Origin of the sequence: Sulfurospirillum cavolei (genome assembly GCF_001548055.1) — a bacterium.
Lineage (GTDB): Bacteria > Campylobacterota > Campylobacteria > Campylobacterales > Sulfurospirillaceae > Sulfurospirillum.
The window spans coordinates 2,005,678-2,031,593 of sequence record NZ_AP014724.1; the positions used below are offsets into that span (position 1 = coordinate 2,005,678).

The following is a 25,916-nucleotide window of genomic DNA, read 5'->3' on the forward strand; positions in this document are numbered from 1 at the left end:
CGATGAGCATAACAAGCGTTTTAAAATTTGTCTCCGCCGTCGGCTTGGTCGTCTTTTTCCTGTTTCTCATTCCGCCTTTGATCGGTTTTTTCTATCGTGAAGACGTCTTTATTTATGCTCTTTCGATGTTTTCGCTCTTTATCATCAATCTTTCCGTTTTTTTAATCCTCAAAAATAACCCGATGCATTTGGGCATTAAAGAGAGTATCGTTTCGGTTAATTTTATCTGGATTTTACTCGGTATCGGCGGTGCTATTCCTTTAGTTTTGTACAGCAAAATCGATCCGGCAGGTGCTTTTTTCGAAGCGATCAGCGGTTTTACGACAACGGGTGCTAGCGTTTATACCGACGTGGAAATTCTTCCAAAATCAATCCTATTTCATCGAAGCCTGATGCATTGGATCGGAGGTATCGGAATTATCGTGATGGGTGTGGGGCTTTTACCGCTCATTAATCCCAGCGGATCGCTCTCCTTATTTAAAGCCGAATCCACAGGAATTTCAATCGATAAAATCACGCCGAAGATTAAAGATACGGCTAAACGCATTTGGGGTGTTTATATTCTTTTTACCGCTCTCAATTTTGCCTTATTGATGCTCTTCGGTATGAACTGGTTTGATGCAATCAATCATGCGTTTGCGACGATTTCAACGGGTGGTTTTTCGACAAAAAATAGTTCCATAGGAGCTTTTAGCGACGGTGTTATTTGGACGACGACTTTTTTTATGATCATTTCGGGTATTAACTTTTTGGCGCATATACGATTTTTCAGCGGTGAAAAATTTGCATTTAACACGGAAGAAATTAAGTGGTATATTGCACTCATACTTTTTTTGTCGATTGTGATGGCCGTTGAACATAATCACAACTCCCAAGACTCACTTTATTATTCGCTAATGCATGCAAGCTTTACCGTCTCAACGCTTGCTTCTACGACGGGATTTGCTTCTTTAGACTATGAAAAATGGGGGCAATTTGCGATGATGATCGCCATCGTTTCCATGCTGATGAGTGCCAATGCCGGATCGACTGCCGGCGGTATCAAAATCATACGCTATATCCTCTTTTTTAAAAATATCGGATTGGAGATCAAACGTTCGATTCAACCCGATGTCATTACCTCGATTTTTGTTGACGGTAAACAGATTAAAAGCTCTATCATTAACTCGATTTTCGGCTTCTTTGCCCTTTTTATTTTAACGGCATTTTTAACAACGATGTATTTGTTTGCGCGAGGATTTGACTTTTTAACGGCATTTAGCACCTCTATCGCTATGCTCGGCAATATTGGACCTGGGCTCAATCTTACGGGTCCATCGCAAAATTACGCCTTTTTTTCATGGTACGATAAAATCGTTTTATCGTTCGTGATGATTATCGGAAGACTTGAGTGCTACACCGTTTTTATGATGCTAGGGCGTACTTTCTGGAAGAAATTTTAAGCACTTTATCTTTGGGTTAATGCAAATCGGAGTATAATTCGTCAAATTTTATTTTGGTTATTCGATGCATTCTTGTCTTTTCTCGTGTGAATTTTTTTTAGTGCGTTTCTCCCAACGAATTCGATTGAGTCACGCTATCAACGCTTTTAGGTAAAAAGTCTCTCATCATGCTTTCTTATACGTTTAAAAAAACTTCGATTCTTATCAAACGGACTTTCCATAAAAGTCGTATTTTACAAATAGCCCTCATCACGGTTTTATGGTTTATTGCGCAAGAAATATCGCTTTTAACCCGTATGCCGATTCCCGGAGGCGTTATCGGATTGGTCTTGGTACTTGCATTGTTGTATTTCGATCTTTTAAGCATTCGCTCTTTAGCACTCGGAGCGGAATGGTTTTTAGCCGAAATGCTGCTTTTTTTTATTCCTGCGGTTCCTGCCGTTCTCAACCACCAAGAGTTCTTCGGCTGGACGGGATTAAAAATACTCGCGATTATTATTGTCGGAACGATGATCGTCATTATCGGAACGGCGATCGTCGTCGATTTTAGTTTTTATAAACTGGAAAAACAACCTCAACCCGAGAACAAACAATGAATTTTGAACTTTTTTTACATTATCGCCCTTGGTTAATGGCGGCAGAAGTCACGCTCATATGGTCGTTTGTCACCATCGGGCTTTATTGGCTTTCCAAACGTTTCCATCGTCGTTATAAAAAGTGGTGGACGACGCCGATCATTATTACGCCGATTTTGCTCATCGTCATTACGCTTTTATCGCATACCAATTATAACGTCTATATTCGAGGCACCCACTGGCTGATGGCTCTTTTAGGTCCGGCAACGGTTGCGTTTGCGATACCGATCTATCGAAGAAGAAATATCATCGTTTTATATTGGAAAACGCTTAGTATCGGCGTCGTTTTCGGCTCAATCCTCTCAATCGCTTCGGCATGGTTTTTAGCATCGGCGGTAGGAATTGACGACACGATACGCCTAAGCTTGCTTCCACGCTCTATCAGTACGCCTTTTGCGATGGTGATTTCAGGAGAGATCGGCGGCGTTCCGGAACTAACGGCTCTTTTTGTTATTTTAACGGGAATTTTCGGTGCGTCGTTTGGACAATTGGCACTTTATTGGCTACCGCTCAAATCCAAACTCTCCATGGGAGCTTCGTTTGGCTTAGCCGCACATGTTGCGGGTTCAAGTAAGGCTTACGAACTGGATAACGAAGTCGGAACCATCGCCGCATTGGTCATGGTTTTAACCGGTATTTTTAATGTCTTGATCGCGCCCCTACTCGAAGCCGTTTTAAGCTAACTTATGGGCGTAACGCTTTAAGCGTTTTTTGAATCGCCGCTAACAGGAAATCGATCTCTTTTTTTGTATGCGTAAAATGAATGGAGATACGTAACCAACCCGGTTTTTCTTCAAAGCTTTGACCGTCGCTCAAGTGGAGCAAATCGTGTCCGTAAGGTCCGGCACAAGAGCATCCGGCTCGGGTTTGAATCCCAAAATGCTCGGAGAGATATTGGGAAATCGCATAGGGATTAATGCCTTCAAAATTCAGTGAAAAAATCGGTAATTTCTCTTGCGAATACTTACAATAAAGTTTGACTCCCTCAATTGCTCTTAAACGTGAACCGAAATAAAACTTTAACTCCTCTTCGATCGCGTGAATCTTGGCAAGTCCAATTTCATTGCGCAGATTGTATGCTAGCGAAGCTTTAATCAATTGTAAAATCGCCGGTGTTCCCGCATCTTCGATCACTTCGATATCGCTTAGAAAATCATGCGAAACGCGTGAAACGTACGCGACCGTTCCGCCTCCGGCAAAAGTCGGCACGGTTTCGGTACAGAGCTCCTTTTTCATGACCAAAAGGCCGCAAGAGCCCACGCCACCTAAAAGTTTATGCGGCGAGAGAAACAAGGCGTCGTAGTAGTCGCAATCGATATTAACGTACGGTGAAGCCGCCGCCGCATCCAAGCAAACGATGCCTTTATAGCGTTTGACGAGCGTATATATCGTGCGATAATCGCTCATAATACCCGTCACGTTGGAAGCCACCGAAAACGAAGCGATAATCTCGCGTTTTTTGTGGCGTTCCAACTGTGCTTCGAGGTATTCGATATCGATCTTTTCGTCTGCATCGAGGGGAATGCGTATGACTTCGCACACGCCTTCGCGGAAGCTAAGTTCATTGGAGTGATGTTCGTACGGGCCGACAAACACGACGGGAAGATTTTTCGGCTTTGTTCCGTATCGTTTTAAGGTACGCGGAGGTATATAAAGTCCCATCAGCTCTTGAAATTTTTTGATTGCTCCGGTCGCACCCGTTCCGCATGGAAAGAGGTAAAATCGTTCATCGATTGCCAACGCTTTTTTCAAATCGCTTCTGGCTTTGGCATAATACTCGGCGGTTTTAAGAGCACTTGAAGAGACTTCCGAGTGGGTATTGGCATAGGTTTTAAGGATTTCTTGCATCTTTTGTTCAATCGGTTTATACGCTTGCCCCGATGCGGTGTAATCAAAATAGAGAATATGTTTATCGCAAATAATATTTTTACGTATCGCTTGCACGGCTTTTTCCAAAACTTTTTTGGGTATTATAGCGTTTAAAATCTCTATGCATCTTAATGGATCGGACGAAATGATAGACGAAACCCTACTCAATAGCCTAAGTGCGAAAGAAAAAGAGCTTTTTAAACAAGGCTTGGAAGACCTCATCAACCAAACGTACGTTATCGAAGAGGAGTATAAAAAGCTCGGCGATTCCTACAATGCGTTACAAGAGATGATTTTACAAATTATCGAAGTACAACCCAACGCTTTATGGGTTTTCGATCAAAACGGTACGCTCTTTTTGCAAAACAGCGAAGCTAAAAACGTGGAACATCTGTTGGAGAAATTTAGCGATCTACATGTCAGCGAGGAGATCGAATCTGAGGGGAAAAACTACCTGATCAAAAGCGTGCGTCAAGGCGATAAAAAAATTATCACGGCAACGGATATTACGGAAGGAAAACGTCAAGAGCGTTTGGTTTCCATGGGGCAAGTCGCCGCCCACCTCTCCCATGAGATCCGAAATCCGATAGGTTCTGTCTCCTTGCTTGCCTCGACCTTGCTTAAAAAAGTCGATCCGAGCGTAAAACCGCTGGTTAGTGAAATCAAAAAAGCGATTTGGCGCGTCGAGCGCATTATCAAAGCGACACTTTTGTTTACCAAAGGGGTGCAAATCAACCCCAGCGCTTTTTACCTCGATCGTCTCGTTAAAGAGTGCGAACAAGCCATTTCCCACTATTCGTATACGAAAGAAGTCGTGTTTCACTACGCCTTGGAACATATCGAGGTAAAAGCCGATTTCGAGCTTTTGAACTTGGTCGTACAGAACTTTATTTTCAATGCGATCGATGCAATCGAAGAGAACGATCAAGAAAACGGTAACGTCGTTCTTTCGTTTATGCAAGAAGAAGCGTTTAACGTTCTTGTTGTTCAAGACGACGGCAAAGCCGTTGAAAATAAAAATATTCTTTTCGAGCCTTTTAAAACAACGAAAACGAAAGGTAACGGCTTGGGGCTTGCTCTTTCATTGCAAATCGTGCAAGCCCACGGCGGTAAGATCGAGCTCCTTGAAGAACCCAAACGATTTTTAATTAAACTCCCGAAATAAGTCTTAGCCGATGATGCGAACGTGCGGCATCGAGGCAATTTTTTCATCCAAACTATCATCTACGCCGAACGTCGTTTCGATGTAGACGTCTTGCAGTTTTGAGGTAATCACCAGATGCAACGCTCTTCTTCCTCCGCTTTCACGCACCGCTCGGTAGAGATGTTCAAGAACGTCTTCGTCATCGCACAAATCGACGGCGACGACTTTGGGCTCTAAAGGGATTTCGATGACTTTTGTTTCGACTTTCTCTTTTTTAGCCTCATTCAAATCCATAATCTTTAAAACGCGGGTCTTGACGCCTTGCTCGTCGTTGGAGATTTCGACCTTAAAACACAACGGCGCGTCTAAATCCATTTTATTCAAAATCTCGAGTTGTTTTTCAAAAACGGTCAATTCCATACTTCCGTGAAAATCCATCAACGAAACGATGCCGAATTTGTTGCCTTTTTTGCTGATTTTTTCGGTAATACCCTCTACTTTACCGATCAAAAGGGCTTTACTTGCATTTTCGATCTGATCGATATGGCTCGAAAGCGTATAGTTCATTTCGTCGATCTGCGCACGAAACGCATCGAGCGGGTGTCCCGAAATGTAAAAACCGATGGTCTCTTTTTCCAAATCCAACAACACTTTTGAATCAAATTCCGCGGAATTTTCAATGTTTACCTGTACCGAAACCATCTCTTCGGCATCTCCGAACAAGGAGTATTCCGCCATTTTTTTCGCACGATTGCACTCCGCGCTCGCATCGATAATAGCGTCGATATTTTCCAAAAGAGCACGCCTTGAATAGCCAAAGCTATCAAAACTTCCCGATTTGATAAACGACTCTAAGACTTTTTTATTGACTTTGGAACTGTCGATGCGTGAGATAAAATCGCTCATATCCGCAAACAACGATTGTTCTCTGGCTTCTAAAATTTTGCCGATGGCGGCATTGCCTACCCCTTTAATCGCTCCCAAGCCGAATAAAATCGCCTCTTTCCCATCAGTGTCGGTAATCGCGCTAAATTCAACCAAAGAGTGTTGAATGGAGGGTGGCAGAAGTTTGAGTCCCAAGCGTTTAACCTCATCGATGTACTTGACGATCTTATCGGTGTTGTCCTGCTCCGAAGTTAAAAGTGCCGCCATAAACTCTTGCGGATAGTAGTATTTTAAATACGCCGTTTGGAATGTAACGAGAGCATACGCTGCCGAGTGGGATTTGTTAAAACCGTATCCCGCAAACTTTTCGATCAATCCGAAAAGCTCGATCGCATGGTCGCGTCCTAAGCCTTGCTTGACCGCACCGTCGGCAAACTCTTCGGCTTTTTGTTTCATATAGTCGATCTTTTTCTTACCCATCGCACGACGAATCAAATCCGCTTCGCCGAGGCTAAAACCCCCTATCGCTTGAACGATCTGCATAACCTGTTCTTGATAGACGATAACGCCGTAAGTGGGTTCCAAAATCGGTTGTAAGGGTTTGGTAAACTCGTCAAAAAAGTACGTGACCTCTTTACGCCCGTGTTTACGATCGATAAAGTCGTCCAACATACCCGATTCCATCGGCCCTGGACGATAGAGTGCCAACACCGCGATCAAATCTTCAAACGTACTCGGTTTAAGACGGGCATTGAGAGATTGCATACCGTCCGATTCGATCTGAAAAAGTCCTACCGTTTCACCGCTTTGAATCAAATCGTACACGTTAGGATCGTTCAGGTCGATCGCGTTAAAGTTGATCTCTTGATTGTAACGCGCTTTGATGAGTTTGAGCGCATTGTCGATGACGGTCAGGGTCTTCAGACCCAAAAAGTCGAACTTGATCAGATCGACGTCTTCAAGGTAGTTGAGCGAATATTGCGTGACCAGATGGTCTTCGCCGGAGGGTTGATACAAAGGGGTTTTATGCCACAACTCTTCGTCGCTGATGACCACACCCGCCGCGTGCATGCCCGAATTTCTATTTAAACCCTCCAGTGCCAGCGCAAACTTCCATACCCGCTTCATTCGCGGATCTCTTTCGATCAGTTCACGAAGTTTAGGCTCTTTTTGGTATGCGCCCGCTTTATAGCCCTCTTCGCCCTCCACGCCTTTGCCGTTTAAGGTAATGCCTAATTCATCGGGGATCAATTTTGCCATCGCATCCGCTTCGGCGTAGGGAATCGCAAGAACGCGCGCAACGTCGCGAATAACGCCTTTGGCTAACAGTTTACCGAACGTAATGACTTGCGCGACGTTATAGCGTCCGTATTTTTCGACGACGTAATCGATAATTTCGCCGCGCCTGCTTTGGCAAAAGTCGACGTCGATATCCGGCATGCTGATACGTTCCGGATTCAAAAATCGCTCGAAAAGCAAGTTGTAAGGCATGGGGTCAAGATCGGTAATAAAAAGACTAAACGCAACCAAACTTCCTGCCGCCGAGCCCCGTCCGGGTCCCACCGGAACGCCTCTGCTTTTGGCCTCGCGGATAAAATCCCAAACGATAAGCATATAGCCCGGGAATTTCATACTGCAAATAACGCCGATTTCGCGCTCCAAGCGCGCGCGATACGCTTCATGTTTGCTCTCATCGACGTAGACGAGTCTTTTTTCAAGTCCTTCACGGCATTTGTAGGCAAAGAACTCATCGTCGGTTTCAAAATTCAATCCTTCGCGCGCCGCGTACTCTTTGGTAAATTTAAATTTCGGAGGCGTCGGATTGCCCAGCTTGATCTCTAGATTGCACTTTTCGACGATCTCTTGCGTGTTGGAGATCGCTTCGGGAATATCGGCAAACAGATCGCTCATTTGTGCGGGAGATTTGACGTAAAACTCATGCACGGAATGGCGAAGACGGTTGGGATCGTCAAACTCTTTGTTCATCGCGATACACATAAACGCTTCGTGCGCTTCGGCGTCGTCTGACTCTAAATAGTGCGTATCGTTGGTAGCGATCAGCTTAATACCCGTCTCTTTAGCGATACGTAAAATCGCATCGTCGATAAAGAGCTGATCGGTAATACCGTGGCGCATGATCTCAAGGTAAAAATCCTCGCCAAAAATGTCTTTGTATTCCAAAGCGATCTCTTTGGCTTTTTCATAGCCTTTCGCACCGAATTGCACGTTGCGTTTATTGTTTAGGTTGAGATGCCAGTTGACTTCACCTTGTAAACACGCACCCGAGCAGATCAACCCTTCGGAGTGTTCGCGTAAGAGTTGTTTATTGATGCGCGGATAGTAGTAAAAGCCTTTGATGTAGCTCATCGAAGAGAGGTACATCAAGTTTTTGTAACCGACTTCGTTTTTGGCGTACAAGCAGAGGTGAAAACGCTGTTTGGTGGATTTGTCGCCGATGTCGTCTTGGTTGTGAATATATGCTTCCATACCGATGATAGGCTTGATGCCCTCTTTGCGCATGGTTTGGTAAAAATCAATGGCACCGAACATATTGCCGTGATCGGTAATCGCCGCCGAAGTTACGCCTTGGGATTTGAGTTTTTTGGCAAGTTTGCCTATTTTATTGGCACCGTCTAGCAAAGAATATTCGGTGTGTAAATGGAGATGGGTATACGCTATTTCGCTCATGTCGTCTTCTGTTCATAGGTTTTCTTTGATTGTAACAAAAACGGACTTAAGAGGGTGTAAGAAGTACCTTTAACGCTTTACATGTAAGCTTACATGTAAAGCGTTACCCCAAGCCAAAAAGGAGTTAGGCAGATGTTTTCGCAGCTTGTGCTTCCAATGCAACCAGTTGCGCTTGATACGAGACGAGCATTGCTTGCTTAGTCTGTACTTCTTGAGCATTTTGAGCATCGTCGCTCGACTTTTTCTCGGCTGCGGCGATCTCTTTTTCCAAGGCGGCAATCTTTTCTTTTAACGCTTCAATTTGGTTTTGAATGCTATCGCTGCTACTCGTTCCGGAAGCGGCACTTGAGCCCCCGCTTTGGGTGCTACCACTAGAACTCGTATCGTCAGACGAACTAGACTCCGAATCGGTATTGGACGTACTATTGCTTTGGCTTGTTGCCGCCAAAGCTTTCGCTTCATCCGAAATTTCGACGGTATCGACCGGCGTGCTAGACGTCGTATCGGTCGTATCGCTACTTGCCGTACTACTACTTTTCGTAGTAGATGAACTCGTTTGGCTTTGTGTCGCCGCGAGTTGGGATGCATACGATGTGTCGATGGTACTCATGTTCCATCTCCTTGCAAAAATTTACCCCTTGAACCATATCGGAACAATCTTCGAAAAATTAACTCAATTGCCCCATAATTTTTAAAATATCGCCTGTTTTTTCTTCGATTTCTTCGACGTCGTGCGTTAAAGAACTCATTTCATCGGCATTCGTGCCCATTTTGGCAGAACTATCGACGATACCGCCGACAATGACGTTGATCGTGGCTTGAATTTGAGAGAGCGAACGGTTGGTTTTATCGGCAAGTTCACGAATATTGTCGGCAACGACCGCGAAACCGCGCCCGTGTTCACCCGCACGTGCCGCTTCGATAGCGGCATTGAGTGCCAATAAATTGGTTTGGTCGGCAATATCTCCGATCAGATTTAAAATATCGCTCGCCTCCTTAGCATTGTGCGTCAAGGTTGTGAGCGTTTCCGCCAAATGCTGTTGGATACTTCCCATTTGCTGCATCGACGCCGTCGTTTTTTGAACGATGCGGTTCAAATCGCTAAGCGGTTCGTTTTTAATCGTCGCAACCGAGTCGGAAAGCTTTTGAGCATTGGCTTGAATTTTGCCGCTTTGCTCTTCGTTTTCACGAATCATCTGCGATAACGCATTTCCAAGGGCATTGACACCCTCAACCAACTCTTTAAGATCTCCGTCCGTTGCGATGGAAATCGGTCGGCTAAAATCGCCGTTTTGGAAATTTTTTAACGACGCCAACGTCGCGTTCATCACTTCGTTAACTTTAGCGATCATCGCATCGATCTCGTAAGAGAGACGATTGGTTAGAAAGTTCGATGAAACGTACGACGTTTTATTTTCCATAAAACCGTTAGACATCTTGGAACAAATAATCAACACCTCGCCTACAACGCGTATATCGTCCAATCGTAATTTTTCAAACTCTTTAAACGTCGTATCGATGACTTTGACCGTGGAGCCGATTTCATCATCCGTATCCTCGTCCAAACGATAGTCGATCATATTTTTCTTATTCGTCACGTAGAGGGCAAAATCCTCAACGTAATGTTTAAGATTTCGCATACGCTTTCCGATCAGCTTTTCGCTCAAAAAGCGCGTTAAAAACGAAAAAAGTACGACGATTGCAATGAGAATAAGGCTATTTTGTAAAACCATCGCTCTTAGCGCTTCGTCTAAGACCTTTTTTTCTTTCGTAACGAGTAGATCAATGTCGTCGGCATATACGCCGGTTCCGATAATCCACTGCCACGGTGCAAATAACTCGACGAAAGAAATCTTAGCTTGAGGTTTGTTAAAGCCCGGTTTTTCCCACATGTAATGAACAACGCCTTTGCCCTCTTTTTTTGCGGCTTCGACCATTTCGTTAAATAAAAATTTGCCCGTAGGGTCTTTGGATTGGCTCAAATCGCTCCCGTCTAATGCCGGCTTAATCGGATGCATCACCATTTTAGGCGTAAAATCGTTAATCCAAAAATAACCGTCTTCCCCGAAACGCAACTGCTTAATCGCTTCTTTTGCTTTGGCTTGATACGCTGCAATGACGCTTGGATCGTCTTTGTTCGCTTCCTTTTGAAGTTCTTGATAGACGATGTTGATCACCTGATAGGCAATCTTGGTTTTGTCGCTAAGGGCTTCGACTTTGTCACGCGTCATAATCGAACGGGTACTTTCAAGGCGCGCCCCCTCTTCTTTGTACATCAAAAAAGCACTCACACAGGTTGAAACGACGGCGGTAACGAGTAAAGCGGCAATGACCAGAAGCGTTACTTTAAACTGAATACTAAACTTTTTCATGCTCTTTGCTCCTGCTCTCGCATCTTTCGATACACCGCTTCGTATTTTTCGATCTCCTCGGGAAAGGCTTTTTTACGTACGGAAAGATAATGCTCTTTCTCAAACGGAAAGATTGTCGCATACACCCAATAATGTTGTCCGCTTTTAGAACTGTTTTTCACAAATCCTTGCCATACTTTTCCCTGTTTGATCGTCTCCCAAAGCTCTTTAAATGCGGCTTTTGGCATATCGGGGTGGCGAATGATGTTGTGCGGTTGTCCGATCAGTTCTTCCAAAGAGTAACCCGAAACGTGCACAAACGCTTTGTCGGCAAATACGATATGTCCCTTTGCGTCCGTTTCGGAGACCAACAAGGTCGTATCGTCCAATACGATTTCATTTCCTTTCGTCTGCATCGTGAAAAATCCTTTCAATCCACATAATTCTAAATGAGCATTGTAACATTTTCTTTTGCGAAGCAGGTAACGTTTTTTTAATTGTCGTCTTCGTCCACGCTTTTTAGCTGAATTTACGCTTCATTAACCGTCTCTACGCTACAATAATAGAACATGTCACATCTTTTAAAACGCACTAAGGATTCTTCATGACGTTTTTCGATTTCCGTCGACGACTTTTTTTCGTTCTGTTTTACCTCGTCGCCCCGCTGATCGCCCAAGAAGCAAAAATACCCGATGCCAATGCCGCATCGCCTTTGGTAGACGTTTATCGCATTTTTAAACCCCAAGAAGAAGTAATTACGTTGATCTATCCCGCCAAAACGATCAGTGCTCAAAGCGTGACGCTCAAAGCCAGAGCCAACGGACTTTTACTCAAAAAGTTTTTTAACGAAGGCGATTTTGTCAAAGAAGGCGACGTTCTTTACAAAATCGAATCGGATACCTACGAAGCCGCTTTAAATCAAGCCAAAGCCAACGTCGCAAACGCAAACGTGCAAGAGCATAAAACGCGCAAAGATTGGGAGCGCATTCAAACGCTTTTTGAAACGGGTGCTTCGAGCGAACAAGAAAAAGACGCCGCTTATTTTGCTTTTGAAAGTGCCAAAGCCGCGCTTAAAAGTGCCGAGGCTAGTCTTCAAAACGCGATGATTGCCCTTGATCGTACGACGATCAAAGCTCCTATCGGCGGCATGACGGGACTTAAATTGATCGACGTAGGCTCTTTGGTAACGGAGGGAACGCCTTTAGTCGACATCACGCAAATAGCTCCCTTACATGTCGAATTTTCCATTCCCGATAGCGACGTTATGCGTCAAAAATATGCTATTAAAAACGGCTCGTGGGCAAAACCCGCCGACGGAAAGATCAAAGCTTCGCTGATGGTAGGCGAACACCCGTTAAAAGAGATCGGCACGGTCGATTTTTTCGACAGCTCGCTCAATGCCAAAACCGGTTCGCTCAAAGCCAGAGCCACCTTTAAAAACGAGCATAAAGAGTTGCTTCCCAATCAGTTTGTAAAAATTTCGCTGATCGGTTTGGTGCGCACAAACGTCATTAAAGTACCGCAAAAAGCCGTTCTTCAAACGCCTCTGGGCGCAAGCGTTTTTGTCGTTCAAAACGGCAAAGCGTCCACACGCGCTATTACCGTTGCGGAAAACAGCGGCAACGACGCTATCGTCGAAAGCGGTCTTCAAGAAGGCGACCTCGTCGTCGTCAACAATTTTTTCCGCATCAAAAACGATATGCCCGTTAAAATCGAGCGCGTTATCAACGAGGCGGCACGCTAATGCGTTTCGTTCCCTTAAGTTTCACGCTCCTCGTGATACTATTCGACGGTTGTTCGTTGGCTCCCGAACTCAACGTTCCTGCGATTGAAGAGCCTCAAAACATACGCGAAGAAAACGTACATGTCGATAAAACCTGGTGGAAAGCGTTCAACGATGATGCGTTAAACGCCTTGATCGAGCAAGCTTTAACACAAAGCGACGACCTCAAACTCTCTGCCCTTAAAGTCCTCAAAGCACGTCAAACCTTGGGCTTAAGCGAAGCAAACGAAATGCCGAGCGTCAATGCTAACGCAAGCGTTTCGCGCCAAAAAACGAGCGACGAAACCTATCAGCACAACCGCGCGCGTTACGACGAAAAAGCTTTCAATGCCACCCTCTCTTACGAAATCGACCTATGGGGCAAACTTTCTTCTCAAAACGAGGCAAATTGGTCGAGTTATTTGGCAAGCAAGGCCGCACGCGAAACCATACGCAATACGCTGATTCACGACGTTTTTAGCGCATACGTCACGCTTGTTTCGCTTCGCATACGTTTAGATATTTTAGAGCAAACCGTGCAATCCTACCAAGCGGCATACGATCTTCGCGCCAAACAATCCCGCGCAGGTACGATCAGCGACGTACTCGCCCATCAAACTTTAGCGCAATGGCATAATACCCAAGCCGCATACGAAGCACTCAAACAAAGTTACGCTTTACAGCAAAACGCGCTTGGTATCTTAATCGGTGCTTCGCCAAAAGCGATGCAAGAGCCCTATGCCTTATCATCCGCACTTCCCAAAGCCCTCACGATTCCACAAGGGGTTCCCTCTTCGCTTTTAGAACACCGTCCCGATATTACAGAAGCGCTGCAAACGCTTCACGGTAAAAATGCGCTGATCGGCGTTGAAAAAAGTGCTTATTTCCCGAGTTTTAGCTTAACCGGAAGCCTCGGGCAACAAAGCGAAAGCCTCGATGCGATCGTGCACTCTTCCGCCAATAAATGGAGCCTTGCCCCAGGACTTAGCGTTCCTATTTTTGATTTCGGGCGTATCGAACAACGCGTTGCGATCTCGAAAACCGATCTTCAAACCGCACTCGTCGGATACGAACAAACCGTCAAAAAAGCCTATAAAGAGGTCTACGACGCTTTGGCAAAAACGCAAACGCTTCGCCGCCAATATACCCTTCAAGAAGAAGAATTAAACGCCTATCGCAACGTTTTATCCCTCACGCAAAAACGCTTTGATCGCGGCGTGGCAAACCCGCTCGAAGTCATTGATGCGCGCAAAAACGTTTTAAGCGGATCGCTTGCATTGGTCGTTACCGAGCAAGCCCTTCTCATCGCCCAATCCGAACTCTTTAAGGCGTTGGGCGGCGGTTGGAACGCCAAAGAGCTTATCTTATCCAAGGAGTCGTTATGAGCCGATTATTGAGTGCGTATCGTTTAGGTGCGCTTACGCTTAAAAACCGCGTCGTTATGCCGCCGATGTGCATGTACAAAGCCGACATCGACGCCTGCGTGAACGATTTTCATCTCGCCCATTACGCCGCACGCGCCATCGGAGGCGTCGGTCTGATCATCGTCGAAGCGACCGCGGTGGAATCCAGAGGTCGTATTAGCATGCACGATTTGGGATTGTGGGACGACGCACATATCGCAGGGCATGTGGCATTGGTCAAACAGTGCCATGCATACGGTGCAAAAGCGGCGGTGCAACTTGCCCACGCCGGACGTAAAAGTACGTGCGCCGTTTCGATTCCCGTCGCGCCCTCCGCGCTTGCGTTTAGCCCCAACGCTCCCTTTCAACGTCCGCACGCCCTCAGCCTCGATGAAATCGCAGAGATACAAGCCCGTTTCGTGCAAGCCGCCCTTCGCGCCGAAAAAGCCGGATACGATATGGTAGAACTCCACGCCGCTCACGGGTATTTGCTCTTTGAATTTCTCTCGCCGCTGAGCAATACGCGAAGCGACGCTTACGGCGGAAGTTTCGAGAAACGATGCACGATGGTTTGCGAAATTGCGCAAGCGATTCTTCAAGCGACGCACATAGGGCTGATCGTACGCCTCTCCGCCGAAGAGTGGGTTCAGGGAGGTTGGACGATTCGCGATAGCGAAGCATTGGCACAAAAACTCGCCTCCATCGGCGTCTCGATGATCCACGTCTCCGCCGGAGGCAATCACGAAATCCAACCTTTAATGCCCAATCTCATGCCTTTGTATCAAGCCGCTTATGCGAAAGAGATTCGCACGAAAGCCTCGATTCCGACGATTGCGGTCGGATTGATTACGCGTGCCGAAGAGGGCGAAATGCTTTTGGAAGAAGGGTTTTGCGATTTGGTCGCTTACGGCAGAGAACTCTTGCGCAATCCCAACTTTCTCTTTTACGCCGCAAAAGCGCAAGGCGAAACGTCGCTGATCGAACCGTCGTATTTACGAGCCTTTTAACCCCATTTTACTAAGGAGTCGAAGATGATACGTATCTACTGCATTGCGTGCATGCTGTTTGCAAGCCTTTGGGCAGGTATTTTACACGATCGTACGGATTTGGAGGGAGAAGATGAAAGAGGCGCGCGCATCTCTTCACATGTCACGTTGGTTTCCAACGTCGCTTACGGCAAACACCCCAAAGAGCGTTTCGACGTCTATGCCCCGCAACATACGACGCCCTTAGCTTCTTTACCCGTGATTTTTATGGTACACGGCGGCGCGTGGATGATCGGAGATAAAACCTACCAAAACGTAATCGAAAATAAAGTCGCTTATTGGGTCGAGCAAAAAGGCTACCTCTTTGTTTCGATTAACTATCCGATGCTTCCGACGACGCCCGTGAGCGATCAGCTCAAATCCGTCGCCAAAGCCTTAGGCTATTTTCAAGCCAATGCCGAAAAATACGGCGGCGATAAAAACAAAGTCGTCCTCATGGGGCACTCCGCCGGAGCCCATCTCATCGCCATGCTCGCCTCTAGCGACGCACTGTATAAAACCTATGCGATTACGCCGCCTAAAGCTGCCGTTTCGCTCGATAGTGCCGTGCTCGATACGCCTAGTTTAATGAGCGCGAAACACTTGCGCCTCTACGATCGTGCGTTCGGCGATAATCCCGCCTATTGGCAAACGCTCTCTCCTTACCATCAACTCTCAACGAAACGGATGCCCTTTGCGGCGGTTTGCTCAACCAAACGCGACGACTCTTGCCCGCAAGCTAAAGCCTTTTTGGAAAAAGCCGCTTCTTTAGGAACCGTCGTCGCACTCGTGGAAGAACCGATGAGTCACAAAGACATTAACGCGCTTTTGGGAAAAGAGTTGATTTACACTAAACGCGTCGACGATTTTATCGCGACTTCGCTCGCACGCTAAAAAGTAACGTCCGATGCAAAACAAAGAGATTCGATACGAATTGCGCTACGGTCGCGTCCATCCGTTGACGCAACTCCCCGATCGCAGGCGTTTCATCAATACGCTTGCCAACTCGACCGCCAATAAACTCGCCCTTTTAAACGTCAACGGATTTTGGAACTTCAACCACTCGTTCGGCTATACCGTGGGCGACCAAATCCTCAAAACGATCTCGCAAAGAATCCAAAAACGCTTCGCACATGCCGGCGTTTTTCATCTCGGCGGCGACGAATTTGCGATTTTAGCGGGAAAAGAGATCGAAAAAGAGCAGTTTATCCAAACGATCGAATCGTGTTTGTGGTATTTTGGCTATTCGCCCATCAACGTCGAGAACGAAAAAATTTACGCACCGCTTCGCATCGGCGTTGCTATCGGCTATGACGATCTCTTTTTGCATGCCGAATTTGCCATCAAGCAAGCTAAACGCATCGGAAAAGATTTGATGGTGTACGACGCCGCCTCTCCCACGCTTTGCAACCCGCAATCCACGGCTCGAAGCGAAATAGCATGGGAAAAAACGATCCGCGACGCCTTAAAGAAAGATCGCTTCGAAGTCTTTACCCAAAGTATCGTCGGCGGTAAAATACCCAAAGTCGAGTGCTTGGTACGCCTTAAGCTTCCCAATGCGGAAATTGTTTCGCCGTTTTTGTTTTTGCACCATGCCAAACGTGCCAACCTTTACGAGGCCATCACGAAAATCGTCATCCAAAAGGCGTTTGCTTTTTTTGCCGATAAACCGACGGAATTTTCGATCAACCTCACGCTTGACGATATTTTAGATCAAAGCAGGGTCGATTTTTTACTGGAAAAGATGTACGAATTCGGTGTCGCCGAACGTTTGATCGTCGAAATTACCGAAGGCGAAGGCATCGAAAACCACTCCGAAGTCCTTTCGTTTTTAAGCCTTCTCAAAAGCCAAGGCGTCAAAATCGCCATCGATGACTTCGGAACGGGCTATTCCAATTTCGAATACCTCGTCAAACTCAAAGCCGACTTCGTCAAAATCGACGGTTCGCTGATTAAGAATATTCACAAAGACGCCACGCACAAAGCCGTCGTCGAAGCCATGATCGCTTTCGCACAAAAAGTCGGCATGAAAACCGTCGCCGAATTCGTTGCAAACGAACCGATTTACCTTACATGTAAAGAGTTGGGCATCGACTACTTTCAAGGCTACTTTTTCGACGAACCCTTGCCGATTGAAGCAAAAAAAAGTTCATTTTGACCGTGTAGCTCTTAAAAGTGCAATGTTTTTTCGAGATATTTCGAGACTAACGTCACGCAGTACGTCATCATAAAATAACAGACTCCGAGCGTTAAATAAATTTCAAACGGTTCGTAAGTTCGTACGTAAATCAGCTGTCCCGCACGCGTCAGTTCGGTAATAGAAAGGACGGAGACCAAAGAGCTGTCTTTCAAAATCGCAGCATACGTATTGGTTAAAGGCGGAAGCATAATGCGAAGTGCTTGAGGATATAAAATATAAAATAACATCGTATAGGTCGTCATACCGAGCGATTTTGCCGCTTCGTGTTGCCCTTGATCGATCGCACTCATACCGGAACGAACTATTTCCGAAATATATGCTCCAAAATTTAACGATAAACCCAAAATAGCGGCTTGATGGCTCGAAAATGCAATACCGACTTGCGGTAATCCATAATAAATAAAAAACAGTTGGATCAGTAACGGCGTTCCTCGAAAAATTTCAACATAAACGACAAAAAGCTTATCTAAAACAAACGGAATACGAAAACTCCGTAGCGTACCGACAATAATACCTATCGCCAAAGCAACTGCGAATGAGATAAACGAAAGGTAAATCGTAAGCCAAGAGGCTTCCAAAAGGAAGCCGGTATTACTAATGACGGCACTGAAATTCACGTTAATTGACTGCTAGCCATTTTTTAACGAGAGCATCGTATACTCCGTTTTGTTTAAGTGTCGCTAAGGCTTGATTGACGCTCAAGCTTAAATCATCACGCCCTTTTTTCATAACGACAACCAGCTCGGAAGGTGCAATTTCATCGACGATTTTGTACTCGGATTTAAACTCTTTTTGATTGGCGGCATACGCATAGCCTACGACAACGGCATCAATACGTCCGTGTTTCAGATCTAAAAATGCTTCGGGGTTATAGTTGTAACGCGCAATTTTACCGAGCCCTTTTAACGCATCCACAACTTGTTCGCTACCGCTACCTAATTGAACACCGACGGTTTTTCCTTGAAGTTCTTTCGCACTCGTAATGGTTGTATTTGCTTTTTTAACGACAATCACGTCATTGAGTAAATAATACGTATCGGAAAGATTTACATTTTCCGCACCTGCCTCCTGACGACTCATAGCACTTAAAATCATATCGTATTGTCCGCTTTTCAGTCCACCCAAAAGCGCTTGCCATTCGGCATCTTTAATTTCAATTTGTTTTCCGAGTAATTTTCCGATTTCCATTGCCAAATCCACGTCGAAGCCGACAATCTTACCGCTTTTTTCATCGCGAGATTCAAAAGGCGGATAAGCCGCGCAAAGCCCGATGATTAAACGATCTTGTGCGGCATACGCCCCAAGAGCATATACCCATAATAAAAGTGCAGCAAAAAGTTTCTTCATCATTTATAACTCCTTTAAAATATGTTGTACCGAAGCGGTAGGGTTAGATTCATCAATTGCGTAAAATGATAAATCAACGCCGTTTTTTTCCAAAAGTGCCTCGAAAATTTGCATAAAAACGCCTTGCCCATCACTCGATTCGACTGAATCTATCGTCGCTTGCAAATCAAAATTGCCGCTTAATTCTCCACCCCATTTTCCTTGACATGTCTTTACGATACCGCAACTTGGGCTTCCGTCCACACCGATACATCCTATAATTTCATATCCATGTGTTCGGTAGTCGATGATTTGATCGAGAATCGGCATTAAAAGAGCCTCGCAATGACGTCTAAAAAAAGGAGTGTCGTACTGCTCTTTCACTTGCCCCCAACGTGCCATACCTCCATAGAGCATTTCGGGACACGGAAGTTGCAAAAAGCCGTAACCGCGTTCGATTAAGGGAACAATTAAAGCAGAAAGCGCACCTTGATATAAGGCGATCCGCTCGACTTTTGCATTAGCGTTTAAGAGACAATGGCTGAGAAGGAGAATTTTTTTACTTCGTTGCACAAAAAACCTTTAACGGGATTTTTCCACAAGCAGCATAACATTAGTGCACTAAGAGCCGTTTTGTCGTCCCTTTCCAAGGGAATATGCTTTAAGAGAAGGAATTTATTATAAGTATTCTTGTCTAAATATTTGCTTCAAAAGACACCTTAATCACACCGATGTTACGACATCGTAACACCCTTTGAGTTCAATCTTGTTTTTAAGGAACGCAATATGCAAAAGTGCGCTAAAAAGGCGAAAAAATGACCGAAGAAGTTCGCGATCGGTATGTCAGTTTTCACAACATCGACTGTTACGAAAACGCGGTGTTTGTTTTAGATGCGATGTATGAGCTTTTTGCTTTGCATCCTGAAGCTAAAAATGAGTTATGGGTGCGTTTTGAAACGTTGATCCCTAAAGACTATAAAGCCGTGTTTGCTAAAAAAGACTCTAAAGATATTTTGTACCATATTTGCTCCCACGTCTTTTATCTTTCGGCGTTGTTTGAAGAGTACGATTTTGAAAAAGGAATCGTTTTGATGGAGCAAGCCGAGCTGGAGTGCTGTTAAAAATCCCTGAAAAGCCTTCGTTTCTTGTTATAATGTCCTTATGTTTTTTAAGGAGCATTCGCATGGAATATTACAGTTGGATTTTAACGTTTCACGTTATGTCGTTTATGTCGTGGATGGCGATGTTGTTTTACCTACCGCGCCTTTTTGTCTACCACGTCGAGCATTTTCATAAAAAAGAGTTCGTCGAAGTCGTCAAAATTCAAGAGTATAAAGTCTACAAGTACATCGGTCTTCCGGCATTTTGGGCAACGATTTTCAGCGGAGCGGCGATGCTGATCGTTAATCCCGTTTTATTTGAATCGGGAGCATGGATTTACGCCAAAATCGTGGTCGCGCTTATTTTAAGTGCCTATTCGTTTTCGCTTGAGTACTACCGCGTCGCGCTCGAAAAAGAGACATGTCAACGAAGCGGTAAGTTTTTCCGCGCCTACAACGAAGTGCCTACGCTACTCTCGATCCTCATCGTCGCTTACGTCGTCGTTAAAACGTTTTCATGGCTCTTTACGCTCATCACGATTGCGTTGTTTGCATTTATTATCTACATGATTATGAAGCAACCCGAACATAAGGATTGATTGTTTGTAACATGCCCCTTTGTCGTAATGAAACGGTAATACTCTTTTTTTAGGATTATCGGTAAAAATCATTCGATCACGCAAAGGGGCACTTTTATGATTCGTTACAGTCACTACGCTTTACTCTCACTTACGCTTTCCGTCAATCTGGTCGCAGCGGTTGTTGCTAGCAGTTTTTCTATCGACGACTCTAACGTCACTTCGGCTAAAACACTCACCGACGCTCAAACGGGAACGTTGACGTCCACGGGTATTTTAAGGGTTTCAGGTTCTAGCGTTGCCGTGACGATTATAGGCGATGCAACGATTAGCAATAACGGCTTAATCGCGCAAACGGGAACGGGAAGAGCCATTTACGATAATACCTCCGGTGCGATTTTAACGCTTAACAACTACGGAACGATCACTTCGGTTGGCGATGACGTGATTAAAGTCGGCAAAGGAACGGCCGGCATTATCCTCAACAATCAAGGCACGATTTGGCAAACGGGGACGAGTGCGGGTAGTGGGCAAGCCTTGGATTTAACTTCTATTACCGCAAGCGGTAGTAGCATTATCAACGGCTCTGCGACCAACATATCAGCTCTTATTCGAGCTGACGGAGACGATGCGCTTCGCCCCGGAGATAACATGAGCATTACCAACTACGGAACGATTATCTCAACGGGAACCGTCAACACCAAATGTACCGGTACCTGCACCAATGACGCCAAAGCCCAAGACGGTATCGACGTGCAAGACAGTACGGGTGTTTCGGTTTACAACTACGGACTGATTAGCGGTCCAAGACACGGCATTACCGCCGATACGGAAGTCAGCGTTACCAACTATGAAGGCGGCACGATTATCGGCAATAACGGCTCAGGCATAGGCAGTGACGGTACGGGCAGCGTCATCAACTACGGTACGATTACGGGAGCTTATGCGGGAGCGGGTAACGCTTATGATCACTCGGCAAGTAACGGCGGAACCTCAACGGCCGATAACGGCGACGGTGACGGTGTCGACATTGACGGTATCGCTACGATCGTGAACTACGGAACGATTCAAGGATTGGGTGCGGGCGGCGTGGACTCGAGCGGAAATCCTAACGGCGCGGAGGGAATCGCGGCAGGCGGCGGAACGATCGTTAATCACGAAGGCGCTCTGATTTACGGAGAATCGGTCGGTATTCTCATCGACGACGGTGCTAACGGCACGGTGATGAGTTCGGGCAGAGGAACGTCAACCGCAACGGGCGGAGTAGCTACCATTACCAATAGCGGTACGATTCAAGGAGCAACCAAAGCGGCGATCGGGTTGGTTGGAGATTACGATGACGTCATTGTGAACAACGCTACGGGTGTGATTATCGGCGGAAGCAGCGCCGTTTTAGTCGACGAGCTCTCAAGTACAACAGCAGGTGCGGCGATTCAGATGGGTGCCGGTAACGATACCCTTACCAACTACGGCACGATTACGGGACAAAACGGACTGGCGATCGATATGGGAAGCGGCGACGATACGCTTTCGCTTTTAGGCGGAACGATTAACGGCACTATCGTAGGCGGAACGGGAAACGATACGGTGGTCTTAGGCAGTGCCCAAACCCTAAGTGCGCGTACGACTATCAGCGGATTTGAAAATCTCACCACGCAAAGCGGCGCGATTCTTGAAACCCGATTAAGCGGAACGAGTGCCGAGATGCTCAGCTTTTTGGGTACGGTTACGTTAGCGGACAGTACTATCATCAAGCCTGTCATCGTAGGTAGCGTCGCCAACGGCTTACAATCGACGATTCTAACGGCAGGTACCCTGAGTACGGATGTTTCGAAGCTTAGTATACTCGACACTTCGGCTCTTGTTAATTTTTCGCTGAGTCAAACAGAAAACGATCTCATCTTAACCTCACGTTACGACTCCTCGCTCGTCGGTACGATGAGTACAAACGACAAAGCGTTGCTTAACGCTCTCGACACGCAAAATTCTTCATCTCTTCTCACAAGCCTTTATGCGCTCTCTTCGTCCGAAGCGATTGAAGGAGCCATCAAACAACTGAGCCCCGCAACCAATAATAGCCTTTTACAAACGGTTAACGTTGCGCAAAATACCCTTTTCGGAGCATTTACGCACCGTATGAACGGGATCTCCTCACCGACGCAAAGCGGACTCTCCGCGGGAGATGAAACGGAAGGAACTTATTGGATGGAGCTTTTAGGCAATACCGCCAAACAAAAAAGCTATAAAGGTTCCGACGGATACCGCATCGATGCGGCGGGTGTTGCCATCGGGTATGAACGTGAGCTCTCTACCAACGAACTTTTGGGATTTTCGGGAGGGTATACGGGAGCGAAAAGCTACGGAAAAGACGATAGCCAAGGCGACAATACGACGATCAACTCGTTTCATGTAGGCGTCTATTACAATCAAAACCAAAAGGCCTACACGTTAAACAGCGCATTAATCGGAACGTTTAACCATTATAACGCAAAACGTGTCGTCTCGTACTCCGGATTTGACGAAAGCGAAAAAAGCTCCTACGACGGCTATGCTTTAGGCACGTTGGTGGAAGTCGGATTTCCCTTACAAGGGGGGTTTAAGCCTCTGATCGGAGCGCAATATACCTACAATCAAACGCAAAGCTATGATGAAAAAGGAGGTTCGGGAGCCTTACATGTAGCTTCCGGCGATGCCTCATCGCTTAAAAGTATCGTCGGTACCGAATACGCATACCGCGATGCTCAAAATGCCAACTACCTTGTCGGACTGCGTTACTTGCATGAATTTGCCGACGAAGCAACCACGACGGCAGGATTTCTCAATAGCGCGTCAACGTTTAGCCTGACAAATGCACAAGCCCCCAAAGACGCTCTCCAACTCGATCTTGCATACGAGTTTTTACGCGATACGCAAAACACGATGCGCATCGGTTACACGCTTGAAGTTAAAGAGGATTACCTCGCGCATCAATTGAGTTTAAAAATGACGTTCTAATTGCCGCAAGATCCAAAGGCAGACGCATCGTATGGTCTGCCTCCACTTCGATGATACGCACGAAAGAAGAATTGTCGTACGACGCCGCAAAATCGCGAATTAAAAAAGGCGGTACGACCGTATCGTTTTTTCCCATAATATAGATTTGAGGTATGAAAGAGAGTTTGGCTTGTTCGTTTTTAGGATTAAGCGATTGCGTCAGCGGCGAAACGCGATGGTAGGAGCTCCACGCATGAATATCCAAAGGCGATGCGATGCCGATCAGCATGCTAACGTCGCTTCGTCTTGCGGCGATCAATGCCGCCATCGTCCCGCCGCCTGAATACCCTGCAAGAATGATTTCACGATCACCGCCGCGCATTTTAAACGAATCGATCGCATCGTTCATCGTCTCGACCCATTTTGGAGCAAATCTTCCCTCCGTCCAATCGCCGAGCCGACAGACCTTGCGCTCTTCATCGTCTAAATACTGACACGGACGTGCTAAGTACAGAACGTTTTGTGCACGGATTTGCGTTGCGATTTTCCAGCCGATAGGATCGTGCGGCGTAGGATTGATCGAAGGGGTCAACGCATTTTTCCAAGCATGCCCGTCGCCTTCTATGACCACCCAAAGAGGCTCGCTAGCACTCAAGTCGTCATGACGATAGAGTGCTTTCAGCGGTACGTGCTTTGAAACAAAGGTCTCGGGTCTGAAGGAAGGAGTTTGAAGCGAACTTATCAACGTCGGGGTTGTCGCGCAACCTCCCAAAACGATGATTCCAGAAGCGATGAAAAAATCTTTTAGACGCATAATACGCTCCTTTTGATGCCGATACTTTCTTATTGCGGCGTCAATCGACACTCGATTTTTTTTTCATTTGGTACATTTTCGTATCCGCCTCGACCATCATCGCATCCAGCGTACTTGCTTTATCGCCGAGTGCCATACCGATCGAAACGCCCAAAATTTTGGCATTTCCTTTGAAAACAAAAGGCGTTTTTAACGCTTCGATGCATTGAGTCGCAACAAAATTGGCGGCATTGCTCGCCGATGCGACGTCGCTATCGAGATCACAGAGTAAAATCACAAACTCGTCGCCGCCGATTCGCGCTAACGTGTCGCTTTTGCGTATCAATGCGGAAAAACGTTTTGCGACTTCCACCAAGGCCTGATCGCCCGCATCGTGTCCCAACGTATCGTTAATCTCTTTGAAGCCGTCCAAATCCATAAAAAGTAACGCTAATCGCGTATCGTTTCGCGCACATCGCAAAAGGGCTCTTTCCAGTCGATCGAGCATTAAAAGACGATTGGGAAGTTTGGTAAGATAGTCGTAATGAGCAATCTCTTTGAGCTCCTTTTGGCTGGCTAAAAGCATCGACATCAAGCGATTGAACGCCGCCGTCAAATACCCGACTTCGTCCATTCGAGCGATCGGTAAAGGCGTGAGAGGCACTTCGCCCAAAGACATTTTATCGGCGAGCGAAGCAGATGTCCGTAAAGGCTTGAAAAAGAAAAACAAAAAGGCAAACAGTATCGCGGGCACAACGACAAGGCTGATCGACTGAGCCCAAATCAAGGTCTTTTGAATGTTCGATTCCATCGCAAAGGCCTCTTGGGTTTGAATACGAGAGACGACAAACCAGTCCGTATTCGGAATCGAAACGACGGCGGACAACTCTTCCACGCCGTTCGTATTGACCGTGATGCCGCTTCCTCTAAACCCTTCTATTGCCCGATCGTGCAAACTATTTTTACCTTTTGAAGGCGTGGGTTTGAGAATTAACGCTTTTTGCGTCGCCGCGATAAACACATGACGTTTTGCATCAATCAGCAAAAAATCACCCGTTTGCCCGATATGCCCGTTCAAAACGCGATCGAACACATCAGAACCCTCATAGTACGTGAGTCCCGTCATAAAAGCACGTATTTTCCCCGTCTCGTCTTTGATCGGTAACGACATAGGAAAGATCACCTTTTTGGAAAGCGGACTTATAAAAGGCATTTCTATCAGCTTCCCGTCTTCAAGAACGCTTTTAAAAAAAGCCTCTTGGGCATAAGCGCGCTCGCCCGTTTGATATTCCGTACCGCTTTTTGCTATCAGTGTTCCCGAGGGATCGATAATGACCAAAGCGGCCGAAAAAAGGGGGTTAAACGTATGCATATCGTGAAGCCGCTTTTCCAGATTTGTGGGATCTTCAAGCAAGGCTAAGGGAATAGAAGCAACCGCTTTTTCGAGAAACTGCTTTCGAACGTCCAAATCATGCACGATCTCTTTTGCGGCTTCCTTGGCAAGTGCTTCTTGGTGAATCGAAACGATATTAAACAGATGCGAATGGATGAGATGATAGGAAAAATAGTAGCGTATGCATCCCCCGATAACGATCATGACGCAAATAAAAAGAACCACTCGGGTCAAGATACTGTTTTTGATTTTACGGAAACGATTGTCGTCGTGTATCACTAAGAGGCCTCTTTTTATACCGTCGATGAACGCTCAATAGAGTGCTTTTACGGCTGTTATTGTACTTACC

Annotated in this window: 22 protein-coding genes; 12 read left to right on the forward strand and 10 right to left on the reverse strand. The window is 46.0% G+C overall.

Features of this window, described 5'->3' with window-relative positions; translation table 11 throughout:
* The first annotated feature begins 2 nt into the window (after positions 1-2).
* The 3 genes from UCH003_RS10105 (at position 3) to UCH003_RS10115 (ending at position 2,760) form a co-directional block, all read left to right on the forward strand.
* Positions 3-1,442 (forward strand): TrkH family potassium uptake protein, encoded by a 1,440-nt coding sequence (locus UCH003_RS10105; RefSeq protein WP_060826425.1) that lies wholly within the window; start codon positions 3-5, stop codon positions 1,440-1,442.
* 167 nt (positions 1,443-1,609) lie between these two features.
* On the forward strand, positions 1,610-2,038 hold the full coding sequence (locus UCH003_RS10110; RefSeq protein WP_060826426.1) for a CidA/LrgA family protein: 429 nt from the start codon (positions 1,610-1,612) through the stop codon (positions 2,036-2,038).
* Complete coding sequence (locus tag UCH003_RS10115; protein ID WP_197653512.1) at positions 2,035-2,760, forward strand: LrgB family protein; 726 nt, start codon at positions 2,035-2,037, stop codon at positions 2,758-2,760. Before UCH003_RS10110 ends, UCH003_RS10115 begins: the two co-directional genes overlap by 4 nt.
* 1 nt (position 2,761) lies before the next feature.
* Here the strand turns inward: UCH003_RS10115 and UCH003_RS10120 are convergent, their stop codons facing one another.
* On the reverse strand, positions 2,762-4,021 hold the full coding sequence (locus UCH003_RS10120) for an aminotransferase class V-fold PLP-dependent enzyme (RefSeq protein ID WP_060826977.1): 1,260 nt from the start codon (positions 4,019-4,021) through the stop codon (positions 2,762-2,764).
* 70 nt (positions 4,022-4,091) lie between these two features.
* Here UCH003_RS10120 and UCH003_RS10125 point away from each other — a divergent pair, with 70 nt between their 5' ends.
* Positions 4,092-5,111, forward strand: a complete 1,020-nt coding sequence (locus UCH003_RS10125) for a sensor histidine kinase (RefSeq protein ID WP_060826427.1) — start codon at positions 4,092-4,094, stop codon at positions 5,109-5,111.
* A gap of 3 nt (positions 5,112-5,114) precedes the next feature.
* On the opposite strand, the gene dnaE is transcribed toward UCH003_RS10125, so the two are convergent.
* The 4 genes from dnaE to UCH003_RS10145 form a co-directional block, all read right to left on the reverse strand.
* Positions 5,115-8,663, reverse strand: coding sequence for a DNA polymerase III subunit alpha (gene dnaE, locus UCH003_RS10130; protein ID WP_060826428.1), 3,549 nt, complete (start codon positions 8,661-8,663; stop codon positions 5,115-5,117).
* Between the two features lie 124 nt (positions 8,664-8,787).
* Complete coding sequence (locus UCH003_RS10135; protein WP_060826429.1) at positions 8,788-9,273, reverse strand: hypothetical protein; 486 nt, start codon at positions 9,271-9,273, stop codon at positions 8,788-8,790.
* Between the two features lie 58 nt (positions 9,274-9,331).
* On the reverse strand, positions 9,332-11,035 hold the full coding sequence (locus UCH003_RS10140) for a cache domain-containing protein (RefSeq protein WP_060826430.1): 1,704 nt from the start codon (positions 11,033-11,035) through the stop codon (positions 9,332-9,334).
* The gene (locus UCH003_RS10145; protein ID WP_060826431.1) at positions 11,032-11,430 is read right to left on the reverse strand and encodes a PAS domain-containing protein; all 399 of its coding nucleotides are present in this window, start codon (positions 11,428-11,430) and stop codon (positions 11,032-11,034) included. The genes UCH003_RS10140 and UCH003_RS10145 overlap by 4 nt, the downstream gene beginning before the upstream one ends.
* A gap of 188 nt (positions 11,431-11,618) precedes the next feature.
* Here UCH003_RS10145 and UCH003_RS10150 point away from each other — a divergent pair, with 188 nt between their 5' ends.
* From UCH003_RS10150 to UCH003_RS10170, 5 genes are read left to right on the forward strand one after another with little or no spacing between them, the layout of a single operon-like run.
* On the forward strand, positions 11,619-12,758 hold the full coding sequence (locus UCH003_RS10150; protein ID WP_060826432.1) for an efflux RND transporter periplasmic adaptor subunit: 1,140 nt from the start codon (positions 11,619-11,621) through the stop codon (positions 12,756-12,758).
* Entirely contained in the window at positions 12,758-14,161 is a 1,404-nt protein-coding gene (locus UCH003_RS10155; RefSeq protein WP_060826433.1) for an efflux transporter outer membrane subunit, read from the forward strand. The genes UCH003_RS10150 and UCH003_RS10155 overlap by 1 nt, the downstream gene beginning before the upstream one ends.
* Positions 14,158-15,186, forward strand: a complete 1,029-nt coding sequence (locus tag UCH003_RS10160) for an NADH:flavin oxidoreductase (protein WP_060826434.1) — start codon at positions 14,158-14,160, stop codon at positions 15,184-15,186. The genes UCH003_RS10155 and UCH003_RS10160 overlap by 4 nt, the downstream gene beginning before the upstream one ends.
* A gap of 24 nt (positions 15,187-15,210) precedes the next feature.
* Entirely contained in the window at positions 15,211-16,098 is an 888-nt protein-coding gene (locus UCH003_RS10165) for an alpha/beta hydrolase (protein ID WP_060826435.1), read from the forward strand.
* Positions 16,099-16,111: 13 nt separating this feature from the next.
* Positions 16,112-17,362 (forward strand): EAL domain-containing protein, encoded by a 1,251-nt coding sequence (locus tag UCH003_RS10170; RefSeq protein ID WP_060826436.1) that lies wholly within the window; start codon positions 16,112-16,114, stop codon positions 17,360-17,362.
* Between the two features lie 11 nt (positions 17,363-17,373).
* On the opposite strand, the gene UCH003_RS10175 is transcribed toward UCH003_RS10170, so the two are convergent.
* From UCH003_RS10175 to UCH003_RS10185, 3 genes are read right to left on the reverse strand one after another with little or no spacing between them, the layout of a single operon-like run.
* Positions 17,374-18,021 (reverse strand): amino acid ABC transporter permease, encoded by a 648-nt coding sequence (locus UCH003_RS10175; protein WP_144441008.1) that lies wholly within the window; start codon positions 18,019-18,021, stop codon positions 17,374-17,376.
* Between the two features lies 1 nt (position 18,022).
* Positions 18,023-18,754 carry a transporter substrate-binding domain-containing protein gene (locus tag UCH003_RS10180; RefSeq protein WP_060826438.1) on the reverse strand — a complete coding sequence of 244 codons (732 nt, stop codon included), beginning with the start codon at positions 18,752-18,754 and terminating at the stop codon, positions 18,023-18,025.
* Positions 18,755-19,303, reverse strand: a complete 549-nt coding sequence (locus UCH003_RS10185) for a CD3072 family TudS-related putative desulfidase (RefSeq protein ID WP_060826439.1) — start codon at positions 19,301-19,303, stop codon at positions 18,755-18,757.
* Between the two features lie 242 nt (positions 19,304-19,545).
* Here UCH003_RS10185 and cowN point away from each other — a divergent pair, with 242 nt between their 5' ends.
* The 3 genes from cowN (at position 19,546) to UCH003_RS10200 (ending at position 23,402) form a co-directional block, all read left to right on the forward strand.
* The gene (cowN, locus tag UCH003_RS10190) at positions 19,546-19,851 is read left to right on the forward strand and encodes a N(2)-fixation sustaining protein CowN (protein WP_039672386.1); all 306 of its coding nucleotides are present in this window, start codon (positions 19,546-19,548) and stop codon (positions 19,849-19,851) included.
* Positions 19,852-19,913: 62 nt separating this feature from the next.
* Positions 19,914-20,429, forward strand: a complete 516-nt coding sequence (locus UCH003_RS10195; protein WP_041962020.1) for a CopD family protein — start codon at positions 19,914-19,916, stop codon at positions 20,427-20,429.
* Positions 20,430-20,525: 96 nt separating this feature from the next.
* Entirely contained in the window at positions 20,526-23,402 is a 2,877-nt protein-coding gene (locus UCH003_RS10200) for an autotransporter outer membrane beta-barrel domain-containing protein (RefSeq protein ID WP_060826440.1), read from the forward strand.
* Here the strand turns inward: UCH003_RS10200 and UCH003_RS10205 are convergent.
* Both UCH003_RS10205 and UCH003_RS10210 read right to left on the reverse strand, forming a co-directional pair.
* Positions 23,353-24,195, reverse strand: coding sequence for an alpha/beta hydrolase (locus UCH003_RS10205; RefSeq protein ID WP_060826441.1), 843 nt, complete (start codon positions 24,193-24,195; stop codon positions 23,353-23,355). The two genes, UCH003_RS10200 and UCH003_RS10205, sit on opposite strands and share 50 nt — an antisense overlap.
* Positions 24,196-24,235: 40 nt before the next feature.
* Complete coding sequence (locus UCH003_RS10210; protein WP_060826442.1) at positions 24,236-25,846, reverse strand: sensor domain-containing diguanylate cyclase; 1,611 nt, start codon at positions 25,844-25,846, stop codon at positions 24,236-24,238.
* Between the last annotated feature and the right edge of the window lie 70 nt (positions 25,847-25,916).

What these genes read in the sequence shown, in the direction of transcription:
- UCH003_RS10105 (WP_060826425.1), top strand. Translation starts at nt 3, where the DNA reads ATGAGCATAACAAGCGTTTTAAAATTTGTCTCCGCCGTCGGCTTGGTC.
- UCH003_RS10110 (WP_060826426.1), top strand. Translation starts at nt 1,610, where the DNA reads ATGCTTTCTTATACGTTTAAAAAAACTTCGATTCTTATCAAACGGACT.
- UCH003_RS10115 (WP_197653512.1), top strand. Translation starts at nt 2,035, where the DNA reads ATGAATTTTGAACTTTTTTTACATTATCGCCCTTGGTTAATGGCGGCA.
- UCH003_RS10125 (WP_060826427.1), top strand. Translation starts at nt 4,092, where the DNA reads ATGATAGACGAAACCCTACTCAATAGCCTAAGTGCGAAAGAAAAAGAG.
- dnaE (WP_060826428.1), bottom strand. Translation starts at nt 8,663, where the DNA reads ATGAGCGAAATAGCGTATACCCATCTCCATTTACACACCGAATATTCT.
- UCH003_RS10135 (WP_060826429.1), bottom strand. Translation starts at nt 9,273, where the DNA reads ATGAGTACCATCGACACATCGTATGCATCCCAACTCGCGGCGACACAA.
- UCH003_RS10140 (WP_060826430.1), bottom strand. Translation starts at nt 11,035, where the DNA reads ATGAAAAAGTTTAGTATTCAGTTTAAAGTAACGCTTCTGGTCATTGCC.
- UCH003_RS10145 (WP_060826431.1), bottom strand. Translation starts at nt 11,430, where the DNA reads ATGCAGACGAAAGGAAATGAAATCGTATTGGACGATACGACCTTGTTG.
- UCH003_RS10150 (WP_060826432.1), top strand. Translation starts at nt 11,619, where the DNA reads ATGACGTTTTTCGATTTCCGTCGACGACTTTTTTTCGTTCTGTTTTAC.
- UCH003_RS10155 (WP_060826433.1), top strand. Translation starts at nt 12,758, where the DNA reads ATGCGTTTCGTTCCCTTAAGTTTCACGCTCCTCGTGATACTATTCGAC.
- UCH003_RS10160 (WP_060826434.1), top strand. Translation starts at nt 14,158, where the DNA reads ATGAGCCGATTATTGAGTGCGTATCGTTTAGGTGCGCTTACGCTTAAA.
- UCH003_RS10165 (WP_060826435.1), top strand. Translation starts at nt 15,211, where the DNA reads ATGATACGTATCTACTGCATTGCGTGCATGCTGTTTGCAAGCCTTTGG.
- UCH003_RS10170 (WP_060826436.1), top strand. Translation starts at nt 16,112, where the DNA reads ATGCAAAACAAAGAGATTCGATACGAATTGCGCTACGGTCGCGTCCAT.
- UCH003_RS10180 (WP_060826438.1), bottom strand. Translation starts at nt 18,754, where the DNA reads ATGATGAAGAAACTTTTTGCTGCACTTTTATTATGGGTATATGCTCTT.
- cowN (WP_039672386.1), top strand. Translation starts at nt 19,546, where the DNA reads ATGACCGAAGAAGTTCGCGATCGGTATGTCAGTTTTCACAACATCGAC.
- UCH003_RS10195 (WP_041962020.1), top strand. Translation starts at nt 19,914, where the DNA reads ATGGAATATTACAGTTGGATTTTAACGTTTCACGTTATGTCGTTTATG.
- UCH003_RS10200 (WP_060826440.1), top strand. Translation starts at nt 20,526, where the DNA reads ATGATTCGTTACAGTCACTACGCTTTACTCTCACTTACGCTTTCCGTC.
- UCH003_RS10205 (WP_060826441.1), bottom strand. Translation starts at nt 24,195, where the DNA reads ATGCGTCTAAAAGATTTTTTCATCGCTTCTGGAATCATCGTTTTGGGA.